Source organism: Pseudomonas sp. FP2196, assembly GCF_030687715.1.
Taxonomy (GTDB): Bacteria; Pseudomonadota; Gammaproteobacteria; order Pseudomonadales; family Pseudomonadaceae; genus Aquipseudomonas.
In genome coordinates, this window is record NZ_CP117445.1 from 3138563 (window position 1) to 3156308 (window position 17746).

At 60.6% G+C, this 17746-nt stretch carries 15 protein-coding genes; 4 read left to right on the forward strand and 11 right to left on the reverse strand.

Going from position 1 to position 17746, the window contains the following annotated elements:
- The 10 genes from PSH79_RS14085 to PSH79_RS14130 all read right to left on the reverse strand — a co-directional run bounded on the left by PSH79_RS14085 (position 1) and on the right by PSH79_RS14130 (position 12157).
- Positions 1-984 carry a fumarylacetoacetate hydrolase family protein gene (locus tag PSH79_RS14085; RefSeq protein ID WP_305437859.1) on the reverse strand — a complete coding sequence of 328 codons (984 nt, stop codon included), beginning with the start codon at positions 982-984 and terminating at the stop codon, positions 1-3.
- Positions 981-1562 carry a cupin domain-containing protein gene (locus PSH79_RS14090; RefSeq protein WP_305437860.1) on the reverse strand — a complete coding sequence of 194 codons (582 nt, stop codon included), beginning with the start codon at positions 1560-1562 and terminating at the stop codon, positions 981-983. Before PSH79_RS14090 ends, PSH79_RS14085 begins: the two co-directional genes overlap by 4 nt.
- Positions 1563-2798: an MFS transporter gene (locus PSH79_RS14095; RefSeq protein WP_305437862.1), complete on the reverse strand. Its 1236-nt coding sequence runs from the start codon at positions 2796-2798 to the stop codon at positions 1563-1565.
- Positions 2788-5262, reverse strand: a complete 2475-nt coding sequence (locus PSH79_RS14100; RefSeq protein WP_305437863.1) for an RND family transporter — start codon at positions 5260-5262, stop codon at positions 2788-2790. The genes PSH79_RS14095 and PSH79_RS14100 overlap by 11 nt, the downstream gene beginning before the upstream one ends.
- Positions 5263-5266: 4 nt before the next feature.
- Entirely contained in the window at positions 5267-6370 is a 1104-nt protein-coding gene (locus PSH79_RS14105; protein WP_305437865.1) for a YCF48-related protein, read from the reverse strand.
- Positions 6371-6433: 63 nt separating this feature from the next.
- Positions 6434-7822 (reverse strand): DUF1329 domain-containing protein, encoded by a 1389-nt coding sequence (locus PSH79_RS14110; protein WP_305437866.1) that lies wholly within the window; start codon positions 7820-7822, stop codon positions 6434-6436.
- Positions 7823-7834: 12 nt separating this feature from the next.
- Positions 7835-9532, reverse strand: coding sequence for a DUF1302 domain-containing protein (locus tag PSH79_RS14115; RefSeq protein ID WP_305437868.1), 1698 nt, complete (start codon positions 9530-9532; stop codon positions 7835-7837).
- A 57-nt stretch (positions 9533-9589) separates the two neighbouring features.
- Positions 9590-10714, reverse strand: a complete 1125-nt coding sequence (locus PSH79_RS14120) for an FAD-dependent oxidoreductase (protein ID WP_305437870.1) — start codon at positions 10712-10714, stop codon at positions 9590-9592.
- Positions 10715-10801: 87 nt separating this feature from the next.
- A complete protein-coding gene (locus PSH79_RS14125) occupies positions 10802-11212 on the reverse strand; it encodes a Rieske 2Fe-2S domain-containing protein (RefSeq protein ID WP_305437871.1) in 411 nt (136 codons plus the stop codon).
- Between the two features lie 3 nt (positions 11213-11215).
- On the reverse strand, positions 11216-12157 hold the full coding sequence (locus PSH79_RS14130) for a VOC family protein (protein WP_305437873.1): 942 nt from the start codon (positions 12155-12157) through the stop codon (positions 11216-11218).
- Positions 12158-12446: 289 nt separating this feature from the next.
- On the opposite strand from PSH79_RS14130, the gene PSH79_RS14135 reads away from it, so the two are divergent.
- The 4 genes from PSH79_RS14135 (at position 12447) to PSH79_RS14150 (ending at position 16621) form a co-directional block, all read left to right on the forward strand.
- Complete coding sequence (locus tag PSH79_RS14135) at positions 12447-13409, forward strand: LysR family transcriptional regulator (RefSeq protein ID WP_305437875.1); 963 nt, start codon at positions 12447-12449, stop codon at positions 13407-13409.
- A gap of 59 nt (positions 13410-13468) precedes the next feature.
- Positions 13469-14626: a S9 family peptidase gene (locus PSH79_RS14140; RefSeq protein WP_305437876.1), complete on the forward strand. Its 1158-nt coding sequence runs from the start codon at positions 13469-13471 to the stop codon at positions 14624-14626.
- Positions 14627-14813: 187 nt separating this feature from the next.
- Positions 14814-16163: an amidohydrolase family protein gene (locus PSH79_RS14145; RefSeq protein WP_305437878.1), complete on the forward strand. Its 1350-nt coding sequence runs from the start codon at positions 14814-14816 to the stop codon at positions 16161-16163.
- Between the two features lie 11 nt (positions 16164-16174).
- Positions 16175-16621, forward strand: a complete 447-nt coding sequence (locus tag PSH79_RS14150; protein ID WP_305437879.1) for a heme-binding protein — start codon at positions 16175-16177, stop codon at positions 16619-16621.
- Here the strand turns inward: PSH79_RS14150 and PSH79_RS14155 are convergent.
- Positions 16606-17541, reverse strand: a complete 936-nt coding sequence (locus PSH79_RS14155; protein WP_305437880.1) for a LysR family transcriptional regulator — start codon at positions 17539-17541, stop codon at positions 16606-16608. The two genes, PSH79_RS14150 and PSH79_RS14155, sit on opposite strands and share 16 nt — an antisense overlap.
- Between the last annotated feature and the right edge of the window lie 205 nt (positions 17542-17746).

Genomic DNA, 17746 nt, shown 5'->3' on the forward strand with positions numbered 1-17746 from the left:
TCAGCCTTGAGCCTTGACGACGCGCTGGTCAATCGCACCAAACAGCGACTGGCCGTCGGCTCCGAGGACGTCCATCTGCACGCGATCACCGAAGCGCATGAAAGCCGTGCGCGGTGCGCCATGCTCGATCATCTCAATGGCGCGCCGCTCGGCAATACAGGCTGAACCGACGCTGCGCTCGGCGTTGGAGACCGTGCCGGAGCCGATCAGCGTGCCGGCACCCAAGCGGCGCGTCAGCGCGGCATGGGCGATCAACTGGCCAAAGCCGAAGGTCATCTGCCCACCGTGTGGATGACCGAACCACTCGCCATTCCAGTTCACCTGCAACGGCAGGTGTACACGCCCGTCGCGCCAGGCATCGCCCAGTTCGTCCGGGGTGATTGCCAGCGGGGCAAAACTCGATGAGGGTTTGGCCTGCAGAAAACCGAAGCCGGTTTTCATTTCCCGAGGGGCCAGCGCACGCAGACTGACGTCGTTGATCTGCAGGATCAGCTTGATGTGCCCAATAGCCTGTTCTGCGCTGCAACCCAGCGGCACATCGTCCACCAGCACGACGAACTCACCTTCGAAGTCGATGCCCTGGCTTTCACTGGGCAGCGCAATGTCGTCGTGCGCGCCGAGGAAATCGTCCCCGGCCCCTTGATACATCAGCGGCGTGTGTTCGGCGCCTTCGATAGGGTCAAGGTTGAAAGCCTTTTGCATCAGCGCGCCATGGCTGAGGAACGCCGAGCCGTCGCACCATTGGTAAGCACGTGGTAGCGGCGCCATGGCCTGAGTCGGGTCAAAGGCAAACGCTCCCTGTGCTTCGCCCGCATTCAACAGTACGGCCAGCGCCTGCAGGCGCGGTTCGACGCCGGGCCAGTTTTCGATGGCTTGTTGCAAGGTGGCCGCCACCGAACCGGCATCCAGCGCCCATTGATGATCCTGCGAGACGATGACCAGTTGTCCATCGCGATGACCGTTTTTCAGCGTGGCGAGTTTCATGATGATGCTCCTTGCACAGAATTCAGTTCAGCGGCGAAGCGTCCGTCGAGCAGGATAAAGACCATGCGTGCCATGGCCTCGGTGCGGTTGCTCCAGGCATGGTTGGTGCCGCGTTGCACCACCACGTCACCGCGCTTGAGATGCACTTCTTCTTCGTCCAGCACCAGCCACACCTCCCCTTCGGTCACGATGCCGTAGTCGAGGGTTTCGGTGCGGTGCATTAACTTGTGTTTGCCGGCACCCTGCCCCGTTCCGGCATGCAACTCGCCGATTTCGGCAAATACCGCGGCGGCGTTTTCATCGCTGACCTGGTTCTGAACGCTGTCCGGCGGGATGTCGACCACGCGAATCACACTGCCTTGCGGCCCCGGACTGAGTCGCAGGGGCTGAGCGCTTGGATCACTCGCGTTGTCGAGCAATACGGGGCTGGCGACGGTGTTCCACAGTTCGTAAAACACCGTGCCGGGCACCGCCAGCAGCGGGAACACGTTGGGCGTCGGGCCGCTGCTGGCAACGACGGCGTGGCCTTGGGCATTGTGGCCAGTGACCACCCTTTTGAACGCGGGAAGTGTCTGCATTTAAAGTTCTCGTTCAGGGGTCATCGGCGTACGCGGCAACAGTCCGCCAAGCTTGGGGACGGCGAGGCAAAACAGCGCTACCAGCAATTGCAGGCCGCCCACCAGTGCCAGGGCGTGCGGCAGCGCCGAGCTGACGCCATGGGTGATGCCGAGCACGACCAAGGGGCTGATGAATTCGCCGGCAAAAATCGCCGCGGTGAAACACCCCGCCGCGCGCCCGCGCTGATGAAAGTCGACTTGCGCCATGATCCAGGTGATCAGCGTCGGCAACATCAGGCCGATGCCCAGGCCGTTGATCGTCACCGCGACCACCACTTGCAGGTGGCTGCCGGCATTGGCCATCAACAAGCCGCCAACGCCCGCCAATGCATAAGCGAGCAACAACATGTGCTGTGCACGCATGCCGCTGAACAGGCGAAAGCTCAACGCACCGGCCAGCACTCCCAGTTGGTTGGCGCCCATGGTCATGCCGATTTCTTGCGGCGCATCGACGTGCAGCAAATTGAGCAGATACCCCGCCTGTACCGGCACGATGAACAGGCTCAGACCTGCCAACAGCGCCAACGCATACATGGGCGTCAGCGCACGCCACGGGAACTTGTCGCTAAATGCGTTATGCAGAGGCTGCTGGGTGGGGATTTGCGATTGCGGCTCCCAAAGCTTCCAGGCCATCAGTGGCAGGAAGACCAGGCCGACTGCGTACAACGCAAACGGCGTGCGCCAGTCGTCCTGCCCGAGAAAACCACCCAGTGCGATAAACACTGCAGCGGACAGTGACGTGGCGACCATCTGCAAGGCAAACAAGCGTTCGCGTCGGGCGCCGCTGTAGTAATCGCCCATCAGCGTGGTGCAGCAGGTCATGATGCCCGCCTCGGCCAGGCCGATGCCGGCGCGGCTGAGAACGATGGCCGGCAACGATTCCAGCCACAGCGGCAGCACACCGCAGAGCACGTAAAGGCCCATGCTGGCGAGCAACAACGGTTTGCGCCCGAGACGGTCGGCAATCACGCCGGCAAAAGGCGCCAGCAAGGCAATCACCAGCGCCGGCAACGTCAGCACGATGGGCACCAGCACGGCGCTGTTTTGTACGTCGGCAAAATGCGCCTGCATGCGCGGCAGCACCGGTGCCAGCAGCACAGCACCGAGTACCGGCAGGCAACTGCCCAGCAGGAGTAATAGCGATTGCACCAACCCTGCTTGTCTACCTGCGCTTATAGAGGAAGTTTCAACGCGCATGGCAACGCTCCTGAGTGCGCAGATGATTGGAATTTGTCGCCGCCGCAGTGGCCGGTTTCGCCACGTTCAGCACAGCAGGCGGTGTCACAGCGTCGGCCGTCGAACGACGTACAGGCAGGAGGAAATGCGCCAGCGCCGGCAGCAACACCAGCGCGCCGACCATGTTCCAGACGAACATGAACGCCAGCAGCACACCCATGTCAGCCTGGAATTTGATTGGCGAGAACATCCACGTCGCGACGCCGATTGCCAGGGTAATGCCGGTCAGCATCACCACTTTGCCGGTGGACACCAGCGCCAGGTAATAGGCTTCGGACAGGCTCGTGCCGCGACGCAGGTGGCCGAGCAAAATGCTCATCACGTACAAGGCATAGTCGACGCCGATGCCCACACCGAGGGCGATGACCGGCAGCGTGGCAACCTTCACACCGATGTTCAGCCAGACCATCAACACTTCGCAGAGAATCGAGGTGAGCATCAGCGGAATAACCGCGCAGAGCGTCGCGCGCCAGGAACGGAAGGTGATCAGGCACAGCACGATCACCGCGCCGTACACCCAGAACAGCATTTCGCGGTTGGCTTGTTTGACCACGATATTGGTCGCCGCCTCGATACCGGCGTTCCCTGCCGCCAGCAGGAACTGCACCTCATCGGTGTTATTGGCGGCGGCAAACGTTTCCACGTGCTCGACCAGGCGCGTCAGGGTTTCCGCCTTGTGGTCGGTGAGGTAGGCATACAGCGTCAGCAGGCTGCAATCTTCGTTGTACAACCCGCGCGGGGCGCTGGCGGTGATCATGTTGAGCATCGCCTGGTTGTTCTGCAGCTCGTACCACTTGGCGCTGCCTTCACTGAGCCCGACCAGCATGCGGCGGTTGAGCAAGGCCAGCGAGTTGGTCGAGTCCACGCCCGGCAGCGCACGCAGCTGCCAGTCCAGCGCATCGACTTTGGCGAGAATGTCGTAACGCGCACAACTGCCGGCCGGGGTTTTCACCATGACCGCAAAAAGATCGCTGCTGGCGCCGTAATGCCGGGTGAGAAAAGCATCGTCCTGGTTGTAGCGCGAGTCTGCGCGCAGCTCTGGCGCGCCTGCATCGAGGTCGCCAATCTTCAGTTGCAGGCTCACCACAAAACCGACGGCCGCCAAAGCGATACTGATGGCGATGCACAGACTGGCCCAGCGGCGCTGGGTGAACAGGTCGAGAAAGCGCCAGAAGGCATGACGGCGCAGACCGGCCTGCTCGGTTTGTTCGCTCTTGAGGCTCAACTGCGCGGCGCGCGGCGTGACACCGATATACGACAGCAATACCGGCAGCAGAATCAGGTTGGTAAAGATCAGCACCGCCACCCCGATACTGGCGATGACCGCCAGATCCTGAATGACCTGGATCTTGATCAGCATCAGCACGGCAAACCCCACCGCATCGCACAGCAGCGCCGTCAGCCCGGCCAGAAACAGGCGGCGGAAGGTGAACCGCGCGGCCACCACCCGATGCATGCCGCGACCGATGTCCTGCATGATGCCGTTCATTTTCTGCGCGCCGTGGCTCATGCCGATGGCAAACACCAGAAACGGTACCAGCACCGAATACGGATCCAGCTGATAGTTGAGCAACGGCAACAAGCCGAGCTGCCAGACCACCGCCACCAGCGAGCAGAACACCACCAGCAAGGTGCTGCGCAGGCAACGGGTGTACCAGAACAACACGGCCGTGGTGATCAGGATGGCGACGGCGAAAAACAACAGAATCTGCTTCAACCCGTCGATCAGGTCACCGACTTTCTTCGCGAAACCGGTGATATGAATCTCGATGCCGTCTTTTTGATAGGTGCTGCGCAGCGTCTCCAGCTGCTCCGAAAGCGTCGAATAGTTGATTGGCTGCCCGTCGGCGGTGTTGGCCAGCAACGGTACATAAATGATGCTGGACGTCTGGTCGAGCGCAACCAACTGGCCCAGTTCATTGGAGCGTTGCACGTTGCGCCGTAGTGCTTCGAGATTGGCTTGGGTGCCGCTGTAGTCATCGGGAATGACCGGGCCACCGTCCAACCCCTCTTCGGTCACCGCCACCCAGCGTGTGGCCGGCGTCCATAGAGATTTCATGTAGGCGCGATCGACGCCCGGTAGCAGATAGAGCTTGTCGCTCAGGGCTTGCAAGGTTTTCAGATACTCGGCGTCGTAGATATCGCCTTTGGTGTTCGCCACCACAATGCGCAAGGCATTGCCCAAGCCGCTGAGCTGCTTCTGATGCTCAAGGTAATTGGCGATGTAGGGCTGACCGGTCGGGATCATTTTTTCGAAACTGGCGTTCAACTCGATACGCGTCGCCTGATAACCGAGCACCAGGGTTGTCAGTACGCACACCAGCAGCACCCATAAGCGATGGTTGAACAAAGTGCGCTCGACCACCGAGCCGGAGCGCGGATCGAAATTCGCCAGGCTCGCGCTGGCATTATCAAATGGCTGCATAACCTCACTCCGAAGCGATAGCGGTTGGCGGCGAAACGCGCGTCAAACCGGTGAAACCCGCCAACACCAGACTGCCGTCCGCGGCCTGAACGACGCTGGCGACCGGCATGCCGAGCGGCTTGCCATAGGGCTTGAGCGTTGCACCCGGCTGGTCACCGGTGCGAAACAACGCGCCCCCCTGATTGACCAGCAGCAGTTGCCCGTCATCGGTGCGAATCGCATCGCTGAAAGAAATCGGCATCGGCACCGGTGCCGGCTGGAAACTCTCCCCCAGATCGCGGGAGACAAACGCATTGCCCTTCAAGCCGGCGACCAGCAACGTGCCGTTGTCGGTTGCTTGCAGGGCGAAGAAACTGCCTGCATACGGACTTTGCAGTGCCGAGAACGATTTTCCGGCATCGTCCGACCGCGCCAGATAACCCTGCTCGCCGGCGATGAACCAGTGCTCGCCCTGCCGCGCGATGGCGTAGAGATGCGCGCCCGACGGGTTGTCGATCTGCCCGATCATTGACTGCCAGGTAAGGCCACCGTCGTCGGTCTTGAACGCCAGGCCATAAGCGCCGACCACCAGGCCATGGCGCGCATCGACAAATTTGAGCGCGAGCAACGGTTTGTCCGGCCCGTCATTGACCAGGCGCTCGGCGTTCAACACCCGCGCATCAGCGGCATCCTGATCCGCCGCGCCGGGCAGTTGCTGGCGTGCTTCGTTCAGCTCAAGTTGCGCCGCTCGATTGCCGTCCAGTTGCACCGTCCAATGCTCGCCGCCGTCATGCGACATCAGCACGACCCCGGCATGACCGACCGCCCAGCCGGTGTCGGCATCGGCGAACTGCACCGCTGTGAGGCTGACCGACACCGGCACCTGGGCCTGACGCCATTGCAGGCCGTTATCGTCGGAAAGCAGCACGATGCCCCGCTCGCCCACCGCCACCAATCGCGCACCGGCGCGGGCCAGATCCAGCAGCACCGCACGTTGTGCCTGTGGCGCCTGCATCGCCGGCGTACCCAGTGCGTTGTTCACCTCAGCCGCGTGCGCCAGACCCAACGGCAGCACCAGAGGCACCACCAGCCAGATCAGCCGGCCCATCACCTGACAGATTTTGTTCATACCGACCTCGAAACCCCCTGTGAAACCGGATCACGGCCTACGCGCCGTGATCCCGTTCTCGACTCAACGAACTCCGGCACCCGCCATCGCTGCCGGGGAAAACTCCGAAGTCTTGTAGCGATCGACTACGCCGTATTGCTCAGGCAGGCCGGTGTAGACGTTCTGGATAAACCAGGCGCCGGAGGTCAGGTCGTAGAAGCCCGAAGACAGTTGCGCCTGGGCCGGCAGATCCGGCAGCACTGCCGGCAGCGACCACAGGGTCTTGGCCAGTTGGCCGTTGGCGTCCCAGCGATCGCCGAGCATGGCTTGCCAGGTGTCTTCGTCGAGGTAGTAGCGGCCCTTCGGCAATTGGTGACGCTTGCCCGGTGCCAGTTCGGCGTCCACCACCCAGACCCGGTGCAATTCCCAACGCACGTAATCAGGATTCATGTGATGGGCGAGAAACAGATCCTCGGGTTTACCGGCGGTCTGTACTTTGTTGGTGTTGTACGGGATGTACATTTCCTGCTTGCCTACCAGCTTCCAGTTGAAGCGATCCATGCGGCCCTGGAACACGCTCAGTTCATCGAACGACATCACCCCGGCGGTTGCCGGCGTTGGTGTATCGCAACAGGCATTCGGCAGCTTGCGCACGCGGCGTTGTCCGGTCAGGTAGACGTGCGCTTGGGACAGATCACCGTTGATGTTGGTACGGCCCATGATTTGCTCGCCGGCGCGCAGTGGCGGGCCGATATTGAGCAGACGGAACAGCCAGTAATCCCCGGCAAAAGATTCCGGCGACCCGTCCTGGTAGTAATACGGCATCTCCTGAATGGCCTTGCCGTCGGTGGTCATCACTTGCTTGCCATCGGCGGTCATCAGGTAATGACGAAAATGCATCGACACTGAGGTCCCACGCCAGTTGAGCAGGTGGTTCCACATGGCTTCGGCGCCGTTTTTCGGGATCGGGAACGGGATGCCCCCGTAGGCGCCTTCCGGCACAGGGCCGGCGCTGCTGTCGACCAGCTTGGCGCGCGTGGCGTTTTTCAGGGTGTTGTCATAGACCCACTGTGGCGCCGCAGCGCTGCGGCGTGTCGGGTACACGTCGACGCGATAGGTGTCGGGGAAACGCTTGAACATTTCCTTGGTGCCGTCGGTGAGTTTGCCGGCGTATTGCGCGAGGTTTTTCGAGGTGATGCTGAACAGCGGCTTGTCTGCTGCGAATGGATCGCTACGTTTGCCGCCCTCCTTGAACGCTGGATCGACCTTGGTGTAACCACCGTCCCAGGCTGGAATCGAACCATCGGCATTGCCTGCGCGCTCGGCGCCGAAAGGTGTCAGCGACTTGTTCAGTTTGGCCGCTTCGTCAGCCGTGGCCGCCGCCGCACCCTGACTCAATACCGCCAGGCTACCCAGCAGCGCGAAGCACAAGGCTTTGAGTGTGAACGCGGCTTTTTTATTGTTATGGGTCATGCGCAAGTCCTCTTAAAACGTGGTCTTGACGGAGAAAGCCAGGTAATCCCGGTCTTTCAGCGATTGCTGGAAATTGAATTGGCTGGTCGCGTTGAGGTTGGTGTTCTCAGGGCCGTAGTAATGCGTGTACGTCAGGCCGGCGGTCACGCGATCGAGGTAGGTCGCGGTGATGCCGATATTCATGTCGCCGCCGTTATCCGCGCCGAACGAGCTGACCACTGCCGATTTGCCGAGCGGGAAATAGCTCAGGCCGACCGGGATGCTGATATCTACGCCGGGGAAGAACTGGCGATAGGTCGGGGTGTAAACCATCTTGAAGCCGAGGCCGTCATCGGTGGCGCCCGGGTCAAGTGCGGCACGGTTCTTCGTGACGTTCAGCAGACGGTTCCAGGCAACCTCACCGACGAACCCGGACTCCTTGGCAATGAAGTTCGGCCCGAACGAAGCGATCACGTTGAGGTTGATGTGCGCCGTGCGCCCGACGGCGTAGAGCGCATCATCGTCGTTGTCAGCCGTAACTCCCGGGAGCACGGTGACGCCGTTGGACACCAGCGGCATGTTCCAGCGCATCGAGGCTTCACCGGCGAAGCTGTAGGCATCGACCGTGGTGGAGAAACTGGCGCCCAGCGCGCGGATGTCTTCGGGGTAAACCCAGTAGTAATCGCCGATCTGGCCGGTGCTGAAGTTCGGTGCCCCGGCGGAAGGTCGGAGGTACAGCTTGGGCGTCTTGTCGTGGTACTGAATCGCATACAGGCCGTACTCCACGGTCTCGGCGCTGTATTTGAGTTGCAGGCCACCCTGCCCCGAATCTCTGGCGTCTTTGTCTTTGCCGTGGAAAAACGCCGCCGGACTGCTGGCGTTGCCACCGAGGAACGCCGGAAACGGCGCGCCGACGATCAGGCGTTCATTGCCTTCACCAATGGTGTCGCTGGTGGAGAAGTAACTGCCCGCGCCGGGCAAACGGGTTTCTTCCCATTCCAGTTGGTAGAACGCACCGAGGGAAACATCGTCGGTCAGTTGAAAGGTGCCCGACAGTTGATTGACCGGGCGGGTGATTTCCTTGAACTGGGTGTTAGGCACGGACTGCGCCTTGACCACGTCGACCGGTGCCATACCGCCGGCAATGCCGTTGGCCCCGAAGAACAGGCTTTCGCCCCAGATCAATCCGTGACGCCCGGCGCGCACGGAAGTGGCGCGTTCGGCGATCTCGCCGTTCCAGTAGACAAACGCGTCGAGCAACTCGCCATCGCCACCGTGCAGGTGCCGGGTGTCGTCGGTGAACTCGTCGTAGCCGACCGAGCGTGCGTTGGCCCGGGTCGCGTCATTGTTGTCGTTGTCGTGCTGGTATTCGGTGTCGTACCACGCCGCACCACTGAGCCGCGCGCCAACGCTTTTGAAGGACATGTCCAGTTCGGAGAGGATGTCCATACGGTTGGAGATCAAGCCTTTCTGAAAGGCACGATCACCGTCGTCCTGGTTCAGCGCGACTTGGCCACGGGTCAGTTTGTGGCTGGGATTCTCGGTTCGCCACGCGGCGCTGTATTTCACCGTGTTGTCCCAGCGCAGGTTGAAATCAGGATTGCCGGTATCCACCTGAAAAGCCTGAGCGGCCTGGCTGCATAGCACCAATGCCGCCGCCAGACTCAGACCGCAGGGTGCAGGCAGGCGAACCGGGCGGCGCGCGAGCGCCGCAGTCGTTGAGCTAACCATCGCGTTAACCTCTTGTTTTTATAGTGGTAACTGCTGTGGGGGTGCTGCTATGTGAAATCAGATTGGCTCGGCTGTGCGCGCAAGCATCTGCTTGACCAGGCCGATGCGGTCGAAGTCGCGGTCGTGCTGCATTTCTTTTTCGCCGGCCAGCACCGAGCTTTCGCTGATGAATTTGCAGCGCGTAAAACGTCGATCCATGAAGCGTTCGAGTTGCTGCTCGACGCTGCCGTCAGCCGTGAGTTCTTCACTGAGTACCACGGCATCTTCAATCGCCATGCCGGCGCCTTGGCCGAGGTGCGGCGTGGTGGCGTGGGCGGCGTCGCCGATCAACAGGACGCGACCGCGATGCCAGGGTTCATCGACGAAAATCACTTCCATCGGCTTGTAGACGACCTGGCTGCTGTCCGTGATTTGTTCGCGCAACTCGCCGATCAAACCGGTAAAGCCCTGCAGGCGCTGGCGCATCTGCTCGGCCAGGGTGGCGGGATCCATCCACGGATTGTTCGGTTCATGGGAGGTCAGGAACATGTACATCAGGTCACCGGCCAACGGCACCAACCCGGCATTGCCTTCGGCGCTCTGATAATTGGCAAGGTGATCGATCTGCGCGGCGCGTGGGAAGTTGTAGCGCCAGACCGACTGGCCGGTGAAGCGTGGTTGGTAAGTGTCGCCAAACAGCAACTCACGTACCCGCGAGAACAATCCATCGGCGCCCACCACCAGGTCATAGGTACCGTTGCTGCCATCGGTGAAGACCACCTCGACGGCGTCGCCCAGGTCATTCAGCGATTCCACGCTGAGGCCGAGACGAACATTGGCGCCCAGTTCAATAGCCGTGGAACTGAGCACGTTGTGCAAGGCCAGCCGCGAGATGCCGACGTTCGCCGGATATTCCGGGCCCGCCAGGCGCTGACCGGGAATACGCGCCAGTTGCTGGCCGCCGGGGCCATAAATGGCGACATCTTCAAAGGCATACGCTGCGTCAAGATACCCGTCGAGCACGCCCAGCTTGGCCATTTCGCGCACCACATTGCTCTGCTGGATAATGCCGACGCCATACACCGTCCACTGCGACTTGAGTTCGATCAAGTCGACTGCAATGCCTTTGCGGCGCAGCGCGATGGCTGCACACAATCCACCAATACCACCGCCCACGATCAGAACTTTGTTCACTGCACTCATGGCAATCTCGCTTCTTATTCTTGTGATTCGATACAGCGCTCAGCGCTGCGTCGTTGGGTTCAGCTTCCGGGCAAACCAGGGATTTGACTAATCGCGAGTAGGGATGCGATGTATCGCCAGGCGCGATACCTCGTTTTGTCCACGCACCTCTTCCGCGATGGGCGTTTTCAAGACCACGCAACCCTCCTGCACAATCCACTCGAGCGCCTCCAGCTTCTGGCCCAGACACGGGCCATAGACGCATTCGCCGGTAGCGGGAAGAAACTGCGCGCCGTGGGCATAACAGACAATCAGCTGGCCGTCGGCGGACAGAAAGCGGTCTTTGCGATACTCCAGGCGCACGTCCAGATGCGGGCAGCTATTGCGATAAACCCGCAGATGACCGTGGTGAATCAACGCAAAAACACTGTCTTTGCCACGTTGCAGCGGATCGAATCCACGTGCCTGCCCTTCCACCAGTTCGTCCAGCCGACACAGGTAAAACCCGTGATCAGCCATGGTTCAGCCGTGCTTCGGTGGTGGGCCGCCAGGCGCCCATTTTTCTTTCGAATTGAACAGGAACAGCTGCGAGTTATCCGCCGACAGCGGTGCGCGACGTGCTTCCCAGGCGTCGTCGTGCTTGTCCATGTCGGCGTCATATTCGATATGGCAACCCAGCGGGCTGTTGAAGTACCAGAACCAGTTGGAGCCAAAGAGATGGCGGCCCGGACCCCAGAAACTGGTCCAGCCCTTCTGCTCGAAGCGCGTGCCCGCCAACAGCACTTCGGTACCGCTGCCCATGTGGAACGTGAAGTGCTCGCAGCCTTTCATGTGCGGCGGTGTCTGGATCATGAACAGACAGTGATGGTCATCAGAGCCTGCCGGACGCATGAATGGCCCGGCGCCGATAAAGGTGTCAGTGGTTCTGAAACCCAGGCGTTCCGCGTAGAAGGCCTCGGCTTTTGCAGCATCCGGAACGAAATACACCACGTGCGACAAGGTGCGCGGCAATGCGCTCATCTCCGGGCTGATGCCGGGCTGGTTGAGCGGACGCTGCGGGGCATTGCCAGCCGCGTTGGTCAGGTCATCCGGGGCGCTGTAGGGCTTGCGCACGGTGACCTGGAAAGCAATCGCGAACCCCATGTCGTCGACGCTGTGCAGCACGCCATCGGCATCGCGGGTCACCGGCCGATCGCGGGCCAGTTCGTCTTCGATCGCATCAAGATCCGCTGCGCCGGCAACGCCGTAGACGGTTACACGGATCGACGGCGCCGGGCCGATGGCGGCCGGCAGGCTCGCGTCGTCCGCACGGCGAATGATGACGGCGGTGCCGTCCAGTGCTTCAAAACGGCCGCCATTGCTGTCCACGGCAACTGGCGCAAGGCCGTAGTCGCGCAGGCAATCGGTACAGGCTTGGATGTCATCGACGCCGAAGATCAGGGCATCAAGGCCAATGATGTTCATGGCTACCACTCCATTGAAATTATGATTTTGGAGACTCTTGCCAACGGCTGTTCAGGCGATCAGCCATGCTTGGAGTCCGGTGGTGGTGTCGGCAAGAGCGCCGACTGCGGCGAAGATTGACGTGCGATCTGGCAGTTGACTAATCGTGTGTCAGGATGCGACCTATCGACGAATGCGATACCTGAAAGCTCGCAGGAGTGGCTGGAGCAGACACGAAAAAGGAAGGTTGACGCCGCGATGTATTCGTCCGAATGTATCGCGAAAATAAATATAAAAACGGACGTGACCCATGCGTTTCAATCATCTGGATCTCAATCTGCTGGTGGCCCTCGATGTGTTGCTCGAAGAGCAGAACATCACCCGTGCCGCCGAGCGTCTGCACATGACGCAATCAGCCACCAGTGGCGTACTGGGCCGCCTGCGTACCTATTTCGAAGACGAATTGCTCGTCCAGGTCGGCCGCAAGATGCAGCCCACACCCTATGCGCTGGAACTCAGCGAACCGGTGCGCGAAGTGCTGCTCACGATCCAATCCTCGATTACTGCCAAGCCAGTGTTTTCGCCGGCGGCCAGCAAGCGACATTTCCGGCTGGTGACGTCGGATTACCTGATCAGCGTTCTGTTTGCTCAGGTCATCCAGAAAATTCATCAGGAAGCCCCGAACATCACCTTCGAAATGCTCGGCCCCAGTGACAATTCCGGCGAATTACTGGTGCGCGGTGAAGTCGACCTGATGATCGTGCCCGAGCGCTACATCATCGAGGGCCACCCCTCCCAGCTGCTGTTTGAAGAAGATCACGTGTGTGTCGTATGGCAAGGCAACACGCAGGTCGGCGACAGCCTGACACTTGAGCAGTACATGGAAATGGGCCACGTGTCGGTCGGGTTCGGGCGTACCCGGCACATGAGCATTGAAGAGTGGTTCATGAACCAGTACGGCTTCAATCGCCGGCTGGAGGTCATCACCAGCGACTTCAACACCCTGCCCCAGTTGATCGTCGGTACCCAGCGCATCGCCACCATGCACCAACGTCTGGCGCGCCTGTACGCCGATTATCTGCCGCTGCGCATCCTGCCGCCGCCGGTCAAAATCCCGGTCATGCGTGAGTTCATGCTCTGGCACCGCAGTGTTGATGGCGACGCCATGCACCGCTGGTTGCGCGAGCGCATCAGCGAATTCATCCAGCATCTGGAACAGGATGCTATCGCGTGTCGCGATACCTCCCATCCCAAGTCACGATTGGCCAAATAGTCGGGTCGTCCTTAACGTGCCTTGCATTCGCCAAGGCAACCACAAGGACAATAAAAATCATGTTCCGCTATTTCCCAACCAACTATGTGTGGAATCTTTCCGTCGACCTGGCCATCGAGATGGGCGCCCGCATGGGTGAAATCGAGGAGATGTGTGCCCCCCTGCAAGAAGCTGCCAAACAGCCTGATGCCGCCGGTACTCAAGCGTTTCGCGAAACCTGGGCGAAAATGGCCGATAAGCTGTGCGGCTTGGCCGAGGAAGATGAAGGCAGCGGCCGGTTGCTATCCGCCGGCGAAAAATACAGTCGTGCCGCCACTTACTACCTGACGTGCGAACGCTTGCAGGCCCACGGCGCAGCGGGTCGTACTGAGCTGTATCAGCGTTTTTTGCAGACCTTCAAACGCGGTATTGAGTTATCGCGGGAGAACTGTGAACGGGTTGAAATCCCTTACGAAGGCAAACACATTTCCGGCCTGCTGGTGCGTGCCGAGGGTGTGAACGGCCCTGCGCCGCTGCTGGTTCAGGTCAACGGCCTGGATTCGACCAAAGAAATGAAATACCGCGTGGGTCTGCCTGCCTGGCTGGCAAAGCGCGGTGTGTCATCGCTGATCATCGACCAGCCGGGCACCGGCGAAGCGCTGCGCCTGCACAACCTCATCGCCCGTTATGACAGCGAGCACTGGGCCAGTCGCGTGGTCGACTGGCTGGAAACCCGCAGCGATGTCGACGCCAAACGCATTGGCCTCGAAGGCGTTTCACTCGGCGGCTATTATTGCCCGCGCGCGGTGGCCTTCGAGCCGCGTTTTGCCTGCGGCGTTGTCTGGGGTGCTAACCACGACTGGCGCGATGTGCAAAAACGTCGCCTGGAAAAAGAAGGCAGTTTCCCGGTGCCGCATTACTGGTCGCACGTCTGCTGGGTGTGGGGCGCGAAAGACATCGATGACTTCATGGCCATCGCAGAAAACGTGCACCTGGACGGTGTGCTGGATCGCATCAAGGTGCCGTTCCTGGTCACCCACGGTGAAAAGGATTCGCAGATCCCGTTGAAATGGGCGCAGCGCACCTACGAACAACTGGTCAACAGCCCGAAACGGGAACTGAAAATTTTCACTGAGCGTGAAGGCGGTGTGCAGCATTCCAGCTTCGATAACAGCATCAATGCCGGGCAGTTCATCGCCGACTGGATCGCCGAAACCCTGGGTGGCCACACCGCTTGATCCACTGAAAAACCCCCAATAAAAAACGCCGGAGGATCTTTTGATTCTCCGGCGTTTTGCGTTAAGGGATTCAACGCTGGCGCACCTATTGATGCCATCAATACTCAGCCATCGATGCAATCTGTTGGTAGCGCCCTCGCCTGCTCTTTAGCCTCGCTCTGCATAACAATCACAAAGCGATGACGCCATGACTGCCCTGCATTTGAAATGCCAGACCCTGTTCGACGGCACCGGGCTTGAGACCCGCCAACAACAGACACTGATCGTCGAAAACGGCTTGCTCACCTACGTTGGTCCGACCGCGCTGGCACCTGTTCTCCGTCCGGGTGATACACAGTTGGACGCCGGCGATAATTTCGTGATGCCGGGGTTGGTGGATGTGCATACCCACCTGGCCTTCGGCAACGCGCAAAGCGAAGAGGACATCGATCTGTGGACCAGCGACGAGTTTCGCGCACTGCGCGGGATGTTTTTCGCGCAGCACGTGCTGGCCGCCGGTGTCACCAGCATGGTCTGCCCTGGCGACAGCGGCCAACTCAGCATCGCCGTGCGCAATGCCGTCACCGCCGGTTTGTTCGAAGGTCCGCGCATCGCGGCCAGCAGCCGGGTCATCACCAATCGACAGAGTCTGAACGACTGGTTCCCGAGTCGGGTGGGCGCCCCGGAATACTTCACGGCGCAGTTGGTGACCAGCCGCAGTGACGCCCTCGCAGAAATTCGCAAGCAGGCCAAGGACGGTGTCGACCTGATCAAGATCGCCATGGACGGCACTCACCGCCGCCCGAATGGTGAAATCATCGCGGCCTTCACCGCCGACGAAACTTTTGAAATGGTCGAAGAAGCGCACCGTCTGGGCTGCAAAGTGGCGACGCATGCGTACGGCCGCGAAGCGGTGATGTACGCGGCGCGCGCAGGTGTTGATCTGGTTTTCCATGCCTTTTACATGGACGACGCATGCATCGAAGCGTTGCTGGAGGCCGGCAGCATCCTTGCCCCGACCATGACTTTTCCGCAGAACACCGTGGACTTTTGCCAGCCCCACGACCCCGCGATCAGCACGGGTTATGCCGGTTATTGCGCACGCACACTGGAAGTCGGTTCGGCGGTACTCAAGCGCGCCAAGGCTGCGGGAGTACCTTTTGCCTGCGGCAGTGACAGCGGCTTTGCGGTAACGCCTTACGGCGAGTGGCACGCGCGAGAGCTGGAGCTGCTGGTGAGCCGACTTGGCTTCACACCGGCCGAAGCCCTATACGCCGCGACCGCAGTCGGCGCGCGCTGCATGCCGCGCGGTGAAACCCTCGGTTCGCTGGAAGTGGGCAAACAGGCCGACTTCCTCTTGCTCGACGGTTCACCGCTGGATGACATCCGCATCCTCCAGGATCGTGCGCGTCTCAAAGCTGTATACAAGGCCGGTCAACCGGTACGCATGGATCGCAGCCCCTACAACCCCAAGCAAGTGTCCGATTTCAACTCGCTGAAATGGACTGATCTTTACACCCGCGACCGCGTTGCCCAACTGGGCAAGTGGGCTGTATGAGGACAAATGCCATGCAACGACTCGACTTGCTGACCGCCACGAACATGGCCAGCGACGCCATCCGCTTCGCCCGGGAAACCGGGTTAAAGCCGCTGGGCGTCGCCGTACTGGATGCTGCCGGCCATCCACTGGCGGTACTGCGTGATGAACAGGCCACCTTCCTTCGCCCTCAGATCGCCACGGGCAAGGCACGCGGCTGCCTGGGAATGGGGTTCGGCGGACGAGAGCTGGCGCGACGCGCGCAGGCCATGCCGGCATTTTTCGATGCCATCAACAGCTTGACCGGCGGCGAGGTGATTCCCGTGGCAGGTGGTGTATTGATCCGTAATGCCGAAGGACTGATCCTCGGAGCCATCGGCATCAGCGGCGATACCTCGGACCATGACGAACGCTGTGCATTGCAGGCTATCGCCGAGGCAGGATTGGTAGCCGACAGCGGTGATCAGGCACCGGGCTGATTGAGCGACGCGGCCTGTTCCACCAGCAGGCCGCGAAACCACTGCATGGCCGGGTCATGTTCTTGATAGGGATGCCATTGCAGCACTTGAACCGCCTCGGGAAAAACCAGCGGTGCCGGATGAATACGCAACGGATAACGTTCAGCGAAACGCTGCGCCTGTCGTTGAAATACGGTGGCGATACGCGCGGTGCCGACAATGAACTCCGGTATCAGGACGAAGCTTTCAACGGCCACCGACACTCGCCGCTCAACGCCCAGTTCATGCAGGTGCGCGGCATCCATCGCCAGGTTTCGCCCGTCGGCAAACTCGCGTACCACGTGCTCCGCGGCGCAATAGTCGGCAAGGCTCAGACGTTCGGCAAACTGTGGTTGTTGCGCACAGACGATGCAACAGAGCCGATCGCTCATCAGCGGCACGTGTGGGTAGGCAGGGTTCAAACGACGCTGAGGCACGATGACACAATCACTGCGCCGATAATCGAGCGACTCGCTGACGACATCGCCATCACGCGGAACAGGCATGTCTCGAAGGCTTAGGCGGACTCCGGGGGCGATACGCGCCAAGGCACGGCTGACGACCGGAAACAGCACGCCTGCGACGTAATCGGAGGCCACCAGAGTAATGTGTCGATCGCAGTTGGCTGGCTCAAAATCCAACGGTGCGTCAGCGATTTCCCGCGTCAATGCCAAGGCTGCACGCACTTTCGGTAGCAGCTCCAACCCCAAGGCCGTGGGTTCCAGACGCCTCCCGACTTGAACCAACAACGGATCGTTGAAATGCTCACGCAAACGCCCAAGGGCTGAACTGGTCGCCGACTGGCCTAGGCACAAGCGCTCGGCCGCCCTGCTGACACTGCATTCGCTCAGCAAAGCATCCAGGGCAACCAGCAGGTTAAGGTCAAGGCGTCGATAGCGCATGCGGTTTCCGCGCAAGGTTGATGGCTACCGTTTGGCAGGCTCAAAAGTACCTGATGACCTTAATGAGTTGAGTCCGGGGGTACCAATCGCATGCTTCACTGGGAGGTATCGTCAATCACGATACCCGGCGTGTGCGTTATGTACCCGAAAGCACGCGGACTGAATCGGCCGCCCGATGTGCGACACACACCGGGGAACCGAACGT